Source organism: Saccharopolyspora antibiotica (genome assembly GCF_047200635.1).
Lineage (GTDB): Bacteria > Actinomycetota > Actinomycetes > Mycobacteriales > Pseudonocardiaceae > Saccharopolyspora_C.
In genome coordinates, this window is record NZ_JBJZOI010000006.1 from 162590 (window position 1) to 178040 (window position 15451).

Consider the following 15451-nt stretch of genomic DNA (forward strand, 5'->3'; position numbering starts at 1 on the left):
CATGGGACGCCACGACGAGCTGCGCATCGCCACCTGGGCGACGAACTCGATCAGCGACGATCGCACCGAGCTGCGCGTGGACCACGGGGAGCTGGAGGTCCCGATGCACGGCACGATCGCGGCCAGCGGCCGGGAGCTGGCCACCATCGGCGAGATCGGCGCGGATCTCATCCGGCTCCCAGCCGGGCAGGGGTTCGTGCCGCACACCCATCCCGGTCACCACGTGCTCACGGTCGTCGCGGGCATCGGCACCATCACCTACGGCGGCAAGATCCACGAAACGCGGGCCGGGCAGACCTTCCTCATCGAGGGCGAGGTGCCGCACGCCGTCGGTGCGATCACCGACCACCTCATCGTCGCGGTCGGCGCCCCGCACAAGCGCATCGACTCGACCGACCGGATGACCCCGGTGCCGTACGAGGAGATCATCGCCGACGACGGCGAGCTCACCTGCCTGATCTGCGACCGCACCGCCGGAGCGCCCCGCTACCTGCACTCCCTCGGTTGCCCGCACTGCCCCTGCCGCGAGTGCGCCGGGATGTGAACCCGGCCCGGCCCGGCGATCCGGAGCGGGGCGCGGGCCGTCCGCCCCGACGGGAGGGGCGGCCCGCTCGCCTCACCCCGCGAGAGCGGCGATCTCCGAGGGGGCCCACCGGCCGCGGGCGCCGGGCATCGCCGCCAGGTGGGCGGCGGCGGTGCCGAGGTCCCAGCCCTGCCCGGTGCGCAGGCCGGCCAGGATCACGCGCAGGTACGGCGCCGACGGGGCGCGCGGCGCGACCTCCGCGCTGGACCAGGGCGCGGTGAAGGTGAGCACCGGGTGGCCGTCGAGGTCACCGGCGCGCAGCAGCGTCTCGTAGCGGCCGGGGCCGAGCGCGCACCGGCCGGTGTCCAGCACCTCGCGCAGGTCCAGGTCGGTGCCGGGCTCCCGGTACATCTCCTGCGCCACCACGTCGGCGAACTGGCCGGTCGTGATGAGGTAGGCGCGCAGCGCCGCCGAACCCGGCAGGTCCGGGTCGAAGAACGCCCGGCCCCCGCCCCAGACCCGCGACTCGGTGGCGAAGTACACCCCGCCCGGCACCAGGTGCCCGGCCGCGCGCCGGGGCGGGCGCGGGTCGCGGCAGCCGGGGCAGGCCCGTCGCCCACCCGGCGGCACACCCCCCTCGAGGTAGCAGCGGAACCGCTCGGCGTGCATGTTCGACCCGTAGCTCGCGTACCAGACCAGATCGGTGCCGGTTCCCACGACGTCGCCTCCTCCCGGCGCGCGGTGCTCACCCCCGGCGGGCGAAGCGGCGGCCGGCGAACCACAGTGCCAGCAGCGAGAACCCCAGCACCAGGGCGAGCTCCACCGTCGGCGGGACCTCCCAGGTGCCCCAGCGGACCGGGGCGAAGATCACCGAGTCCGGGGCGCCGCCGAGCCGGGCCAGGATCGCGTGCCGCATCGCGTCGACCGCGTAGGTCAGCGGGTTCAGCAGCGTCAGCGAGGCCATCCAGCCGGGCATCGCGCTGATCGGGAACATCAAGCCGGACAGGAACATCAGCGGGGTGATGAGCACCGTGAGCACCGTGTTGAACGTCTGCATCCGCGTGATCGTCACCGCCACCAGCGTGGCCAGCACCGTCATCGACAGCGCCGCCAGGGCGAGCTCGGCCAGCAGCACCGCGAACAGCCCCGGCCGGTAGGGGACCCCGACCAGGCCCGCGCTGAGCAGCACCACGGTCCCCTGCGCGGTGGCCACGGTCGCCCCGCCCAGGCACTTGCCGAGCAGCAGCGTCCCGCGCAGCACCGGTGCCGCCAGCATCTCGCGCAGGAAACCGCTGTGGCGGTCCCACACGATCGACGCCCCCACCGAGATCGCCGGGGCCTGCGCGGCCATCACCAGCACCCCGGGGAACAGGAACAGCATGTAGTCGGCCGCCGCCCGCTCCCCGCCGCCCGCCCCCGCGAACAACCGGGACAGCCCGATGCCCAGCACGTACAGGAACAGCAGCGGTTGCAGCAGCGAGACCGCCATCCGGGTGCGGTCGCGCAGGAAGTGCAGCACCTCCCGGCGCCAGACCATGCTGCCCGCCCGCCACTCGCGGGCCGCGCGGGAGGGGACGCGGCCGGGTTCGGCCGAGGTGAGGGCGACGGCGTCGGGGGCGGTGCGGGTCACGAGGCCTCCTCAACGGCGGGGGAGTCGCGGATGGCTCGGCCGGTGTAGTGCAGGAAGACCTCGTCCAGGCTGGGCCGGGTGACCCCCACCTCGTAGATCGGCACGTCCAGCCCGGAGCACAGCACCGGCACGAACCGGGCCCCGTCCGCCACCCGCACCCGGACCCCGTCGTCGCCCGAGGTGGCCGCCAGGTCGAACCGCTCCCGCAGCACCCGCACCGCGCGCTCGTCATCGCCGGTGCGCAGGGCGATCCGGTCCGCGCCGACCACGGACTTCAGCTCGGCGGGGGAGCCCTGCGCGATGATCCGGCCCGCGTCGATGATGGCGATCCGGTCGCAGCGCTCCGCCTCCTCCAGGTAGTGCGTGGTGAGGAAGACCGTCGTGGACTCCTGGCGCCCGATGCTGCCCAGGTGCTCCCACATCTCGGTGCGGGTCTGCGGGTCGAGCCCGACCGTCGGTTCGTCCAGGAACAGCACCCGGGGCCGGTGCAGCAGGCCGCGCGCGATCTCCAGCCGCCGCCGCATCCCGCCGGAGAACGTCGCGACGAGGTCGTCGCGACGCCCGGTGAGCCCCACCAGCTCCAGCATCGACGCCACCCGCTCGGGGACCAGAGGTTTCGGCAGCGCGTAGAGGTCGGCGTGGAAGCGCAGGTTCTCCGCCGCGGTCAGCTCGGCGTCCAGCGTGCTCTCCTGGAACACCAGGCCGAGCCTGCGCCGCACCTGGTGCGGGTCGTGCACCGCGTCGTACCCGGCGATCTCCACGCGACCCGAGTCCGGACGGGCCAGCGTGCACAGCATCGCGATCGTGGTGGTCTTGCCCGCGCCGTTCGGCCCGAGGAACCCGAAGGTCTCCCCCTGCCGCACGTCGAGATCGACCCCGCGCACCGCGGGCACCCCCTGGTAGGACTTGTGCAGGTCCCGCGCCAGGACGGCGGGCGCGTCGCCGCGCGGACCCCGGTCACCTCGCCAGAGCCGTCGCACCCCGGCCTCCTCTCCGCTGCTCCGATTCCCGTCCTCGGTGCGCGCGGCTCACCCCGCGCGCCCGAAGAGGCGTTCGTGCCAGTCCTCCGGCACGACGAAGCCGAAGCTCCACCGGTGCAGCTCGGCCGGGTTGACGATGCAGTGCCAGAACAGCCGGTCGGGATCCTGCTCGGTCTTGAAGAACCGCACGATCCGCCGCCGCTCGGGCAGCGTCACGATCTCGCCGGTCTCCGGGTTCTGGTAGCGGAAGAAGGAGGTGGTCTCGCCCTCGGCGGGATCGCGGTCCAGGTCCACCACGTACATCCGCCAGCCCGGCTGGTTCTCGTTGGTGTGCCACAACCGGTAGCTGGACGGCGGGTACCAGAGCGCCCCGGAGAACCGGACCTCGCCGCCGAACGCCGCCTCCAGCAGCTCCACCACCCGGGTCTTCGCCTCGAAGTAGGCCGGGTAACCCGGGTGGTCGACGTGCTCGTCCAGGTTCACCAGGTGGAAGTCGCGGCGCGGGCCGCCCGGCCGGTCCCGCCACCGCGCCTCGGCCATCCGCTGATGCCACGCCTGGAACTCCGGATCAGCCGGTGAGTCCGATGTGGACGCCAGGTCGTCGGGGCGGAACTCCGCGCGGAAGCGGGCCAGGTCCGCGCTCGGCGGCCGCAGCTCCAGCTCCGGCAGCAGGTCGACCAGCGGCGCCAGCCCCGGAACCGAGTCCAGGTCGTACTCGTGGTGGTAGAACGCGGTGCGCCCGCGCGGCGGCTCCGGTTCCGGCGCGGGCGGGGGCCCGGTGAACGCGGTGGAGCCCTCGACGAGGTCGCGGGCGGTGAACTCGTAGCCGTGCCGGGCACCCAGCGCCACGATCTCGGCGAGGGCGGTGGTGGCCTTCAGCCGCTGGGCCAGCTCGGGGCGCTCCTGGGTCGCCCGGAGGAAGTTCGTGCAGGACTCGACGGACATGCGTGCTCCTTCGTACCGGGTGGGGTGGGTCAGGGACGGGCCGGCGGGGGGTCCAGCAGCAGCACCGAGGGGACCCGCTCCGGGCGGGCCAGCCGCAGGAAGTGCAGACCGAATCCGGAGATCCCCAGCAGCAGGCCGGGGAAGAAGTCCGCGCTGTGCTCTGTGATGCCGTGCTCGGCGTCGTCCAGCGATCGCCACAGCTCGCGCACCTGCACGTTCGCCTCCAGCTGGAAGGCGGGCTCCGAGCGCAGCAGCGCGAACCGCAGCAGCAGCTCGGAATTGCCCGCGGTGCCGTGGCACAGCGTGTGGTTCCTCAGCCGCGGGAAGTTGCGCATCGTGGCCGACAGCGCTTGGTGCGCCTCGCGCAGCAGGTCCTCGTCCTGGCCGCCCAGCAGCGACCAGGACGCGATGCGGCTCAGCCCGATGCCGGCGGCGCCGTTGCACCAGGCGTTCGCGTAGTGCCTGCCGCCGCGCGCCAGGTGCCCGGTGCTGCGCCGCAGGTCGTACCAGTCCTGCTCGGTGCCGTCGAAGTGCGCCGCCTCGTAGGCGAAGGCACGCCGGCCGGCGGCGACGTGATCGGCGCGGCCGGTGGAGGTGCCCAGCAGCACCAGCGCCCAGCCGATGCCGCCGGCGCCGTGCGAGAAGCCCGTCAGGTCCGCCACCACGTCCTCCGGCGTCGAGGACGGCCAGCTCAACCCCTCGCCCCGCTCCCGCGCGTGCTGCAGCACGTGGTCCGCGCAGCGGTGCGCCAGCTCCACGGCGCGCTCACCGAGCAGGTCGCGCAGCTCCAGCAGCACCGGGATCAGCCCGGCGGCGCCGTGCAGCACGTCGAAGTGCACGTCGGCATCGATCCGCTCCGGCAGCTCCTCGCACAGCCGTCGCGCCAGCTCGGCGTGCTCCGGTTCGCCCCACAACCGGTGCAGGTGCGCGAGCAGGTGCAGCTGGCCGCCGAGCCCGGTGAACGCCCCGAGCCGCTCCGGAGGCGGCCCGGCCAGCGCGTGCTCGGCGGCGCGGCGCGCGGCGGCCCGGAACTCCGGGCGCGGCACCAGGTCGTCCAGGTACGCCAGGAAGAACGCCACCCCGGCCGAGCCCTGGTAGAGGTCGCCCTCGATGTCGGCCTCCTCCAGCACCGACCCGAGCAACCGGAACGAGGTCCACGGCGCCGGGGCCGAGCGGTCCCGCAGCATTCCGCACAGCCGTTCGCCGATGCGGGTCGCGTAGTCCAGCGCGGTCGCCACGAACGCGGGACTGCTGATCTCGCCGGCCGACAGGCTCGCCTCGATGTAGCGCCGCTGCTGGGCTCGGTTGTCGGCGTCGAGGCGCCGGATCCGCTGCGCCGCGTGCGCCAGCGGCGAGGAGTCCAGAGCGGACGGCAACGCCTCGGCGTGGTCGTGCACCAGGTGCTCGCCGTCCACGGCCGCGGTGAACAGCGGGACGTCCAGCCGCCACAGCGACTCCAGCTCCCGTTCCGCGAGCACGCCGTCCTCGTCCCAGGTGCGGGGGAAGGTCCGGACCGTGTTCGCCAGCAGGTCCACCTCCAGCGGCTCGGCCAGGCACTTCGGGTGCTGCGCCGTGAGCAGCAGCTGCGAGTAGATCTGGGTCCCCCAGTTGATGAACCGGGCGCTCGCCCCGTCGAACGCCTCGGTCAGCAGCGCGATCGCCTCGTCCGCGTGGTGCTCGAACCACCCGTGCACCCGTTCGAAACCCTCCACGATGGACTCGACGTGGTCCTCCGGGCGCACCAGCTCACCACCCGCGAACACCCGGTTCGCCGCGCTCGGCGCGACCGCGATCCCGGCGCGGTGCTCCACGCTCGCCGCGAAGCTCATCCGTCGTTCGCTGAGCCGCGGGACCGGCACCGGCATCTCGTAGCCCTCGCCCCCGGCGTAGCCGCTGATCCGCATCGGCGCCGAGCCGTCGGCGGGCTCCGCGCGCGGCCACTCCAGCAGACCGGTGCCGAACACCGAGTCCAGCATCGTCCCCCCGGTGCGCGCCCGGCCGAGCGGCGCCACGCCGAACGCGGTCTCGCCGTCGCAGACGAACGCGTGCCCGTCGCAGATCAGCACGTTCTCGAAGTGCAGGTCGCCGCCGCCCAGCACGTAGAACAGCGCCAGGTAACCGCCCAGCTCCCGGTACACCTCCGCCGCTCCCCGCGCGCAGCCCACCTCGTTGCGCCCGGACGGGATCTCCGCCTCCCAGCCGTACCCGTCGCGGACCAGCACCGGCCGCGTCGCGAACGGCACCACCCCGCGGTCGCGCAACCGGGCCAGCACGGCCTGGATCCCCGCTTCCGAGCGCAGGCAGCGCGGCTTGTAGTAGCAGGTCCCGGTGCCGCCCCCGGCGAGCTCGACCTCCAGCACCGCGACGCTGCGCCCCCCGGCGTGGAAGTCCGATCCGCCCAGCCGCACCGAGCGGAACCGGGTGATCGGCTCGCCGAAGAACTCCGCGCCGACCTCCCCGGCATCGGCGGCCAGGTGCCGCAACAGCCGTCCGCCGTAGTCGGCGAGCAGCGCGGTGACGTGCGCGAGCCAGCGGCCCAGCACCGGGAACTCGCGGTAGAAGGCGTGGTAAGCGGCCGCGTCCCGGAACGTCTCGGCCAGGTAGGTCCGGTACTCGGCCTCGCCCGGCAGCTCCCGGTCGAGTCCGTGCCGCGCCCGGTGCAGGTTCGCCTCGGCCTCCACCGACCAGGCCAGCGCCAGCGCGAACCTGTCGTGCAGGTGGCGCTGGACGTCGTCGACCAGCCCGGCGCCGACGACCTCCGGCAGCCCGGCGCGGACCGACTCCAGCCTCCGGCCCAGCTCCAGCAGGAACGGCTCGCAGGCCACGGCCAGCCTGCCGTGGTGGAGCTCGGGATCGCGCCAGCTCGCGCCGTCGCCCCGCGCCGCCGCCCAGCCGTCCAGCGCGGCCCGGTAGGTGGGCAGCCACTCCGCGTGCACCTCCTCCAGCAGCGCCGCCGCCGACCTCGGGTCGCGCTCGACGGCCCGGTAGGCGGTGAGCAGCTCGGCGAGCTCGCTGCGCTCGTGGCGGGGTTCGGCGCCGCGGTGCCGCGCCTCCTGCGCGAACTTGTCGGCGAGGCGGTCGGCCAGCCTGCCCAGCCGCCACCGCTCGACGGGGTCGAGCTCGACGGGTTCCGGTGGCGAACCGGAGTCGCGCAGCGCGGTCACCACGCGGCGCCGCTCCGACAGGTTCGCCGCGCGGGCGGCCAGGTCCAGTGCACGGGCGGTCGGCATCGAACTCCTGTCCCCGATCGGGAGAAGCGGGTCCCGGCCGGAGGCAGCGCGCTCCGCACGGGGAAAGCGGGGGAACGCGGCGAGCCGGAACGGCTCACCGCGTCGTGGATCACTTGGTGTTGCCGTCGCACACCGCGGTGATCGGGCCCCAGCTGCAGCTCTGCACGCAGGCGTAGATCTCGGCCGCGGCGACGCCCTCGGTCCAGAAGTCCAGCGACTCCTGGTCGATGCTCTCGACCGCGTCGGGCAGGTCGCCCGGCTCGACGCCGAAGGCGGCGGGGTTCTCGGTCAGCGCCGCGCGGAAGTCGGCGTCGATGACGGCGCCGCGCAGGATGGTCTCGGACATGGTGTTCCTCCAGGTCTGCTGTGCGAAAACGGGATCATTCCGGTGGTGCGTTCCGCAGCCGGGCCACGAGTTCGATCCCCAGCTGCCGCTCGGCGTTCTGCAACTCCACGAGCGCCGGGCCCACGTTCTCGGTGTCGTTCTGCCAGGCGACCATCTCCTTCTCCTCGGGGGACAGGCCTTCGCGCAGCCACAGCGATTCCAGCCATGCCTTCGTCGCGTGCGGGTGCAGATCGGTGAGCGGGGTCAGCCGGGACAGCGTCGGCTCCTCGTGCGAGGCGAGCGCGAGCTCCAGCACCTCCCGCAGCTTCCCGTCGGGCGGGATCAGCGAGCAGAACACCATCAGCTGCTGGATCCGCCGGATGGCGTCGACGTCCTGGTAGATGGTCGGCTCGTCCGCGTGCTTCATCCGCGATCCCCTCTGCCGGTGCTCCGTGGGATCGACGGTAGGCGGCAGCGGTTGCAGCCCGCCTTCAATGTTGTTTCAACGCCCCGTGAACGGCGCTGGCGCGGCGAAATCCGCTGCGCTGCCGGGGGATTCGCTCAGCCGGGGCGCCCGGCGGCCCAGGCGCACAGGGCGGCCTGGACTCGGTTGCCGACCTCCAGGGCGGTGAGGATGCGGCTCACGTGGGCCTTCACCGTGCTCTCCCGCATCCCCAGCGCCTTCGCGATCTCGGCGTTGCCGTCCCCGGCCGCGAGCCGCGCCAGCACCTCGCGCTCGCGCGGGGTGAGCCGGTCGAGCTTCGCGCGGGCCGCGGCGGCCTCCGGGCGGGCGTCCTCGTGGTAGTGGTCCACGAGCCTGCGCGCCGCCGCCGGGTGCAGCATCGCCTGGCCGGCCGCCACCACCCGCACCGCGCGCACGATCTCCGCGGGATCGGTGTCCTTGAGCAGGAATCCGGCCGCCCCCGCCGCGAGCGAGCCGTAGACGTACTCGTCCAGGTCGAAGGTGGTCAGCGTGATCACCTGCGGCGGATCGGGCAGCGCCCGCAGCCGCTCGGTGGCCCGGATGCCGTCCAGGCGCGGCATCCGCACGTCCATCAGCACCACCTCCGCCCGGTGCGCGCGGGCCCGCTCCACCGCGGTGATCCCGTCGGCGGCCTGCGCGACGACCTCGATCTCCGGGTCGTCGTCGAGGATGTCGGCCAGCGCCAGGCGGACCAGGGTGTCGTCGTCGACGATCAGCGTGCGGATCATGCTGCTCCCGAGGTGCGCTCGTCGACCGGGATGCGGGCCGCCAGCCGCCAGCCCCCGGCGCCCGCCGGACCGTGCTCCAGGCGACCGCCCAACCCCTCGACCCGCTCGGCCAGCCCCACCAGACCGTAGCCGCCGGGTTCCGCGCGGTCGCCCGCTTCGCCGGCCGCGTTCTCCACCTCGGCGGTGGACTCCGGGGGCCCGTGGCGGACCCGCACCCGGACCCGCGAGCCGGGGGCGTGCTTGCGGGCGTTGGTCAGCGCCTCCTGCACCACCCGGTGCAGCGCGAGCCGGTGGCTGAACGGGATCGCGGCCGGATCCCCCTCGATCTCGGCATCGATCTCCTGGCCCGCGGCCCGCGCCTCCTCCAGCAGCACCGGCAGCTCCCGGAGCTGGCGCGGCCCCGGCGCGCCCTCGGCGTCCGGGGAGCGCAGCCCGCCGAGCACGTCCCGCAGGTCCCGCAGCGCGTCGGTCGAGGTCGCCCGGAGCAGGTCGATCCGATCGGCCACCCGCGGCGGCAGCACCGCCGAGTGCCGCTGCAACGCGCCGGTGTGCAGCGCCAGCACGCTGAGCGAGTGGGCCAGCGCGTCGTGCAGCTCGCCGGCCACCCGGGCCCGCTCGGTCAGCCGCGCCTGCTCGGCCCGCAGCTCCCGCTCCACCCGCAGCTGGTCGACCCGCGCGGCGAGGCTCTCCACCAGCCGCCTGCGCCCGCCCGCCCACATCCCCAGCGCCACCACCGCGAGCAGCAGCAGCACCGGACCGTAGAGCCGGGTCTCCCAGAGCGCGTGCTCCGGCAGCAGCAGGTTGCCCAGCATCGCCGCGCCCGCGCACGCCACGGCCACCAGCGGGCGCCCGCGCGCGGCGAAGGAGAACAGCACCACCAGCAGCGGGAGCACCGCGCCCAGCAGCGCGGCGAGCGCGACCGCGAGCACCGCGGGCACCACCGGGAACCGGAACCGCCAGCGCAACGAGCCCGCCGCGAGCAGCGCCGCCGCGACCTGCGGGCTCAGCAGCTCGCCGCCCGCCCCCACGTAGGCCTCCTGGGCGGAGAGCGCGCCGACCACGACCAGCAGCAGCGCCTCGGCCCACGGCCGGCTCGCCCGTTCGCTCACCGCACTCCTCCTCACCACCACCTGCGTCGAGGATAGGAACGGGGTGACCCCCTACTTTCGTACCGGATCACCCTGGCCGAGTGATCGATGGCGCCCGCCCGCGCGTTCCGTAGCGTGCAGCGCGTGGACCCGATGGAGCCGACTGCCCACCCGGAGCGCGATCCCCGTCCCGAGCCGACGTCCCGTCCCGGGCGGTTCGAGTTCTCGCGGGAGGCGTTCCGCAGCTTCCGCACCACGGGCGCGATCGCGCCCAGCGGCCGGTCCCTCGCGGCGCGGCTGGCCGCGCCGCTGGACCCGCCCGGGGGACGGCACCCGGTGCGCGTGCTGGAGGTGGGGGCGGGCACCGGGGCGGTGACCCGCGAGCTCGCCACCCGCTTGGGCCCGGCCGACCGGCTGGACGTCGTGGAGGTCAACCCGCACTTCGTCCGGGTGCTGGAATCGGCCCTGCGGCACGACCTCGCGCTCGCGGCGGTCGCCGGGCAGGTGCGGCTGCACGAGCGATCGATCCTGGACGTCGAGCTGGAGCACCGCTACGACGTGGTCGTGTCCGGGCTGCCGTTCACCAACTTCGAGCCCGCCCAGGTGCGGGCGATGCTGCGGCGGCACCTCGCGCTGCTGATCCCCGGTGGCGATCTCACGTTCTTCGGCTACCTCGGCACCCGGTGGGCGCGCGGCCTGTTCAGCGGGCGCGCGGAGGCCCGGCGGCACCGGGCCGCGATGGCCGTGGAACGGGAGTACGCCGAGCGCTGCGGGGTCGGGCGCGGCACGGTGTGGCGCAACCTGCCGCCCGCGCACGTCTGGCACCTGCGCGCACCCGAGGAGGATCGCTGATGCCGTCTCCGGGGGAGTGGCTGGCGCAGCTCCCGCCGCCCGCGGGCTACGCGCTGCTGGCCGCGCTGGTGTTCGTCGAAGGCGTCCTCGTGGTGAGCCCGTTCGTGCCGACCTTGGGGCCCCTGCTGGTCGCGGGGGCGCTGGCCTACGCCGGGGTGCTGGACCTGTGGTTGGTGGTGCTGGTCGCCGCGTTCGGCGCGGTGTGCGGTGACGCGCTGGGCCACTGGACGGGACTGCGCCTCGGGCCCCGGCTGCGCGAGACGCGCTTCGCGCGCAGGGCGCCGCGCGCCTGGGACCGCGCCAGCGATCTCTTCCGGCGCGGCGGAGGCCCCGCGCTGGTGCCCTGCCGATTCGTCCCGCTGGTGCGCTCGGCGGCTCCGCACCTGGTCGGGGCCTCGGGGCTGCCGTACCGGCGGATGGCGCCGTGGAGCCTGCTCGCCGGGGTGCTGTGGGCGTGCGGTGAGGGCGGGCTGGGCTACCTCGCCGGGGCCTCGGCCGCGGAGGTGTCCGGGGCGTTCGGGGTGATCCCGGTGGTGCTGGCCGTGCTGGTGCTGCTCGGTGTCGTGCTGTGGCGCCGTTCCCGGAAGCGGGGTTCGGGCGGCAGCGGGGACGAGGCCTCCGGGACGGGGCCGGTGGCCTCGCTGCGGCCGGAGCGCTAGGTGCTAGGACACCGCGCGCCGCGCCGGAGGGTTGTCGGCGGCGGGCGTCCCGACCTCGTCGCGCAGCACCGCCAGGTGCAGCGCCCGCAGCCGGGAGCCGGGCTCCACGCCCAGCTCCTCGCGCATCCGGCCCGCCAGCTCCGCGTAGTGCAGCAGCGCCTCGCTCCGCCTCCCGCAGCGGTGGAGCGCGAGGACGAACAGCTGCCAGAACGGTTCGTGGAACGGGTGCTCGACGGTGAGCGCCCGCAGCTCCCCGACGACCTCGTGGTGGCGTCCCAGCCGCAGCGCCAGCTCGCCGCGCCGTTCCAGCGCCCAGATCCACTGCTCGTGCAACCGGGGGACGACGTCGCGGTGCAGCGAGTCCGATTCCACGTCGGGCAGGGCGCGTCCGCGCCACAGCGCCAGCGCCCGGTCCAGCGCGCGGTGCTCGGCCACCGGGTCCTCGCGGCGGGCGGCGGCGCGGGCCTCGTCGAGCAGCTGGGTGAACCGGGCCAGGTCCAGGTTCTCCGGCGCGACCTCGATGGCGTACCCGGAGTGCGAGGTGCGGATGAGCCCGCGCTCGTCCTGCCCGGCCGTCGCGTGCCGCAGCCGGGTGATGCAGGTGTGCAGCGCCCTGCGGGGCCGGTGCGGCGGCGACTCGCCCCAGATCCGGTCGACCAGCTCGTCCACCGGGACCACCTGGTTGAACCGGACCAGCAGTGCCGCGAGCAGGATGCGCTGCCGCGCTCCCGGGATGTCCAACGAGCGGGTCCCGGAATGCACCGAGAGCGGACCGAGCACGCGGAACGTCAGCGACTGGCTCACGCGGAATCCCCCAGATGTGCGGTGGTGTCGCTCGGGCCCGGAAGCAGCTCAGGAGCGGGTCGGCCGCGCGGGTGGTGAGTCCCCGTGGCGGGCGGTCCGAGCTGCGGTTCCGGCGGACGCGGGCGGATCGTGCCGATCAAGTGGCCGACCTGGGCGCGGTGGATTATTCTCCCTTTCTAGCACCGCTCTCAAGAATTCCGCAATGCCCCTTCGGGGTCCGACGAAAGTAGGTGTTCCGCAGGCATTGCAATTGTGCTGAATTAGTTGCAACGAATGGCGGGGAGAAAAATTGCTCGACCTTCGGCGCATGTCGTTCGGCCGGTCGTGAAGCTCGGCCCGCGGGTGTGGTCGGCGAGCCCGGAGACGATCTCGTCCGGTATGCCGTCCTTGCGTTCCATGTCCGAGATGTGCCGTCTGAGCTGCTGTTATCCCTTATCTGAGGATCTCGCTGCCGAATCATCGCGAATCGCGGACGCTGTTTCCGAAGTGATCGATGTTGCCACTAGGGTGGCTCGCCGAGATCCGGCAACGAGTAGCTGAGCAGGGCTCGGCCGGCCGCCCGCGCGGGCGGTTCCACGCAGTTGAAGGGGTGTTCGCCTTGTCAGGGGCAGCGTCGTCCGATGCGGAATCGGGCGGTTTCTCGGTATCAGACGTGACGGTCACCGAGCCGAACGTGATCCGGCGCGCGGTCGGCGCGGCGGCCATCGGCAACGTCACGGAGTGGTTCGACTTCGGCGTCTACTCCTACCTCGCGGTCAAGATCGAAAGTGTTTTCTTCGCGGGCCTGTCGCCCACGATGGGCACCATCGCCACGCTGGGCACGTTCGCGGCGGCGTTCCTGGTCCGGCCCTTCGGCGGCTTGTTCTTCGGCCCGCTGGGCGACCGCATCGGCAGGCAGAAGGTCCTGTCGCTGACCGTGATCATGATGGCGATCAGCACGTTCATCATCGGCATCCTGCCCGACTACCACGCCATCGGCGTGGCGGCTCCGATGCTGCTGCTGCTCGCGCGGCTGCTGCAGGGCTTCTCCACCGGCGGGGAGTACGGCGGTGCGATGGCGTTCATCGCCGAGTACGCGCCCGACCGCAGGCGCGGCTTCCTGTGCAGCTTCCTGGAGTTCGGCACGCTGACCGGCTACGCGCTCGGCGCCACCTTCGCCACCGTGCTGGAGATCGCGCTGTCCGAGGAAGCGCTGCTGAGCTGGGGGTGGCGGATCCCGTTCCTCATCGCCGGTCCGATCGGCGGCATCGGGCTCTACCTGCGGATGAAGCTCGAGGAGACCCCGGCCTTCGCGAAGATCGCGGCGGAGTCCGAGGGGCGCGAGGGCAACCAGACCCTCGCCGAGTTCCGCAAGATCTTCGTGACGCACTGGCCCGCGATGCTGGTCTGCGGCGGGATCGTGCTGGTCTTCAACGTCACCAACTACATGCTGACCAGCTACATGCCGACCTACCTCACCCAGACGCTGCCCGACCACGGGCACGCGGGCACGCCGAGCACCGTCTCCGAGGTGCTGCAGATCATCGTGCTGCTGATCTCGATGGTGCTGATCACCTTCGTGGGACGGCTCAGCGATCGGATCGGGCGCAAACCGGTGATGTACACCGGGTGCGCGCTGCTGGTGGTGCTGTCCATCCCGTCGATCATGCTGCTGAAGGCCGGCGGCACGGTGGCGACCTTCTCGGGCCTGCTGCTCATGGGCCTGATGCTGCTGTGCTTCAACTCGACCTCGCCGTCGATGCTGCCCTCGCTGTTCCCGACCGACATCCGCTACGGCGGGCTGTCCATCGCGTTCAACATCTCGGTGTCGCTGTTCGGCGGGACCACGGCGACGGTGGTGGCGAGCCTGATCGCGCTGACCGGCAACCTGGACATCCCGGCCTACTACCTGATGGCCGCCGGGGTGATCGGTGCGGTCGCGGTGTACTTCGCAACGGAGTCGGCGGGTCGCCGGCTGCCCGGATCGCCGCCGTCGGCCGTGGACCACGAGGAGGCCAAGGAACTGGTCGGCGCCGAGGACTGACCTCCCCGGAACGGTGAAGGGCCCCGCAGCGGCGCGCTGCGGGGCCCTTTCGCGGGTGCGGGCTTCAGCGGGGCTGGGCCCGCAGGACCGAGCGGGTCCACGCGGTGATGGCACCCGCGATGGCGAACAGTCCGGCGGCTTCGACCGACAGCGGGACGATGATGTGGTGCATTTCGGGTCTCCTGTGACAACGCGACGATGATGTTGGTCCGGGGAGCGTCGTGTGAAGGCTGATCAAGGCGTTCGAAACCGGCCCCTCGTTGCCACTGCCCGACCTTCTCCCCGCTCCGTGCATCGCCGCACCGGAGCTGTGTATTTCAAGCGATCACGAAGTCGATCTGTGAGGCGTGCCACAGATCATCCGGGTCGGCCCCGCCGCGGTGTTCAGCCCCGCGACCTGCGGTTTCGCGGTTCCTCGATCGATGGTCGGCCCGCGCGAGCGGCGCTGCCTGCCTGCACGGAGCGTACAGGCCGCGCTGCCCGCCCGGACGTTCCCGCCGGAGCACCCGACCGCGTTCGGCCGCCTCGGTCCCGCCCCCGTCCACCGCCCGGCGGCGCGGCCCCGGTCGGTGGCGAAGACCGGGCGATGGTCCGTTCCGGTGAGGAGAGGTCGTTCCGGGCCGCGCGCTGATCGCGGGTGCCACTCTGGTGACCGAGCCGTGTCCGCGATCATCGCTGGAGGAGTGGCCGTGTTGAACGGAGCACCCGTGGCCCACCGGGGCCGGACGTGAACGACGACGTGCTCGACCCGGACGCGGCTCGCGAACGCCTCGCCGCGTGGCGCGAGCGCGCCGAGCGGATGGCCGAGAACACCCGTGCGATGAGCGAGCGGATCGGCGAGATCCGGGTGAGCGCCGGAGACCCGCAGGGCATGGCCGAGGCGACCGTGGACTCCACCGGTTCGCTCGTCGCCCTGCGCCTGACCGAGCAGATCCGGCGCACCTCGCCCGACGACGTGGCGCGGGCGGTGATGACCGCGCTCGCCGCCGCGCGCGAGCAGGCCGCGACCCGCTCCGAGGAGGTCGTGGCCGACACCCTCGGCGCGGATTCCGCCGCGGGGCAGGAGATCGCCTCCCGCATCGGCGAACGCCTGCGCGGTGGCCCGGCGCCCGCCGAGCCCCGGAGGCGCCCGCCGGAGGACGACGAGGACTACGACGTCACCCAGGACTTCCGGAGCTGA

The 15451-nt window shown here is 73.4% G+C and carries 15 protein-coding genes; 5 read left to right on the forward strand and 10 right to left on the reverse strand.

The genetic code is table 11. From position 1 onward, the window contains the following. Window position 1: 1 nt before the first annotated feature. Window positions 2-544, forward strand: a complete 543-nt coding sequence (locus tag ACL03H_RS06380; protein ID WP_412810152.1) for a cupin domain-containing protein — start codon at window positions 2-4, stop codon at window positions 542-544. A gap of 72 nt (window positions 545-616) precedes the next feature. On the opposite strand, the gene ACL03H_RS06385 is transcribed toward ACL03H_RS06380, so the two are convergent. From ACL03H_RS06385 to ACL03H_RS06425, 9 genes are all read right to left on the reverse strand, one after another. Next, window positions 617-1240, reverse strand: a complete 624-nt coding sequence (locus ACL03H_RS06385) for a histone deacetylase (RefSeq protein WP_412810153.1) — start codon at window positions 1238-1240, stop codon at window positions 617-619. Window positions 1241-1268: 28 nt separating this feature from the next. Further along, a complete protein-coding gene (locus ACL03H_RS06390) occupies window positions 1269-2153 on the reverse strand; it encodes an ABC transporter permease (RefSeq protein WP_412810154.1) in 885 nt (294 codons plus the stop codon). Then, window positions 2150-3133: an ABC transporter ATP-binding protein gene (locus ACL03H_RS06395; RefSeq protein WP_412810155.1), complete on the reverse strand. Its 984-nt coding sequence runs from the start codon at window positions 3131-3133 to the stop codon at window positions 2150-2152. Before ACL03H_RS06395 ends, ACL03H_RS06390 begins: the two co-directional genes overlap by 4 nt. A 48-nt stretch (window positions 3134-3181) precedes the next feature. Beyond that, complete coding sequence (locus tag ACL03H_RS06400; protein WP_412810156.1) at window positions 3182-4078, reverse strand: Nif11-like leader peptide family natural product precursor; 897 nt, start codon at window positions 4076-4078, stop codon at window positions 3182-3184. A 29-nt stretch (window positions 4079-4107) separates the two neighbouring features. Then, on the reverse strand, window positions 4108-7308 hold the full coding sequence (locus ACL03H_RS06405) for a type 2 lanthipeptide synthetase LanM family protein (protein WP_412810157.1): 3201 nt from the start codon (window positions 7306-7308) through the stop codon (window positions 4108-4110). Between the two features lie 109 nt (window positions 7309-7417). Then, entirely contained in the window at window positions 7418-7654 is a 237-nt protein-coding gene (locus ACL03H_RS06410) for a cinnamycin family lantibiotic (RefSeq protein ID WP_412810158.1), read from the reverse strand. A gap of 34 nt (window positions 7655-7688) precedes the next feature. Continuing rightward, window positions 7689-8060 carry a DurN family substrate-assisted peptide maturase gene (locus tag ACL03H_RS06415; RefSeq protein WP_412810159.1) on the reverse strand — a complete coding sequence of 124 codons (372 nt, stop codon included), beginning with the start codon at window positions 8058-8060 and terminating at the stop codon, window positions 7689-7691. A 134-nt stretch (window positions 8061-8194) separates the two neighbouring features. Continuing rightward, window positions 8195-8845, reverse strand: a complete 651-nt coding sequence (locus ACL03H_RS06420) for a response regulator transcription factor (RefSeq protein WP_412810160.1) — start codon at window positions 8843-8845, stop codon at window positions 8195-8197. After that, a complete protein-coding gene (locus ACL03H_RS06425) occupies window positions 8842-9954 on the reverse strand; it encodes a sensor histidine kinase (protein ID WP_412810161.1) in 1113 nt (370 codons plus the stop codon). The genes ACL03H_RS06420 and ACL03H_RS06425 overlap by 4 nt, the downstream gene beginning before the upstream one ends. A gap of 132 nt (window positions 9955-10086) precedes the next feature. Between ACL03H_RS06425 and ACL03H_RS06430 the strand changes: the two genes are divergently transcribed. Both ACL03H_RS06430 and ACL03H_RS06435 read left to right on the forward strand, forming a co-directional pair. Beyond that, the gene (locus ACL03H_RS06430; protein ID WP_412810241.1) at window positions 10087-10785 is read left to right on the forward strand and encodes a class I SAM-dependent methyltransferase; all 699 of its coding nucleotides are present in this window, start codon (window positions 10087-10089) and stop codon (window positions 10783-10785) included. After that, window positions 10785-11444, forward strand: a complete 660-nt coding sequence (locus ACL03H_RS06435) for a DedA family protein (RefSeq protein WP_412810162.1) — start codon at window positions 10785-10787, stop codon at window positions 11442-11444. The genes ACL03H_RS06430 and ACL03H_RS06435 overlap by 1 nt, the downstream gene beginning before the upstream one ends. 3 nt (window positions 11445-11447) lie before the next feature. Here ACL03H_RS06435 and ACL03H_RS06440 read toward each other — a convergent pair whose 3' ends face one another. Continuing rightward, the gene (locus ACL03H_RS06440; RefSeq protein WP_412810163.1) at window positions 11448-12248 is read right to left on the reverse strand and encodes an AfsR/SARP family transcriptional regulator; all 801 of its coding nucleotides are present in this window, start codon (window positions 12246-12248) and stop codon (window positions 11448-11450) included. Between the two features lie 652 nt (window positions 12249-12900). Between ACL03H_RS06440 and ACL03H_RS06445 the strand changes: the two genes are divergently transcribed. Both ACL03H_RS06445 and ACL03H_RS06450 read left to right on the forward strand, forming a co-directional pair. Then, complete coding sequence (locus ACL03H_RS06445) at window positions 12901-14271, forward strand: MFS transporter (RefSeq protein ID WP_412810164.1); 1371 nt, start codon at window positions 12901-12903, stop codon at window positions 14269-14271. Window positions 14272-14998: 727 nt separating this feature from the next. Then, window positions 14999-15451 (forward strand): YbaB/EbfC family nucleoid-associated protein, encoded by a 453-nt coding sequence (locus tag ACL03H_RS06450; RefSeq protein ID WP_412810165.1) that lies wholly within the window; start codon window positions 14999-15001, stop codon window positions 15449-15451.

Coding starts and splice junctions, on each gene's coding strand:
- ACL03H_RS06380 (WP_412810152.1), top strand. CDS start 2: ATGGGACGCCACGACGAGCTGCGCATCGCCACCTGGGCGACGAACTCG.
- ACL03H_RS06400 (WP_412810156.1), bottom strand. CDS start 4,078: ATGTCCGTCGAGTCCTGCACGAACTTCCTCCGGGCGACCCAGGAGCGC.
- ACL03H_RS06405 (WP_412810157.1), bottom strand. CDS start 7,308: ATGCCGACCGCCCGTGCACTGGACCTGGCCGCCCGCGCGGCGAACCTG.
- ACL03H_RS06410 (WP_412810158.1), bottom strand. CDS start 7,654: ATGTCCGAGACCATCCTGCGCGGCGCCGTCATCGACGCCGACTTCCGC.
- ACL03H_RS06415 (WP_412810159.1), bottom strand. CDS start 8,060: ATGAAGCACGCGGACGAGCCGACCATCTACCAGGACGTCGACGCCATC.
- ACL03H_RS06420 (WP_412810160.1), bottom strand. CDS start 8,845: ATGATCCGCACGCTGATCGTCGACGACGACACCCTGGTCCGCCTGGCG.
- ACL03H_RS06430 (WP_412810241.1), top strand. CDS start 10,087: ATGGAGCCGACTGCCCACCCGGAGCGCGATCCCCGTCCCGAGCCGACG.
- ACL03H_RS06435 (WP_412810162.1), top strand. CDS start 10,785: ATGCCGTCTCCGGGGGAGTGGCTGGCGCAGCTCCCGCCGCCCGCGGGC.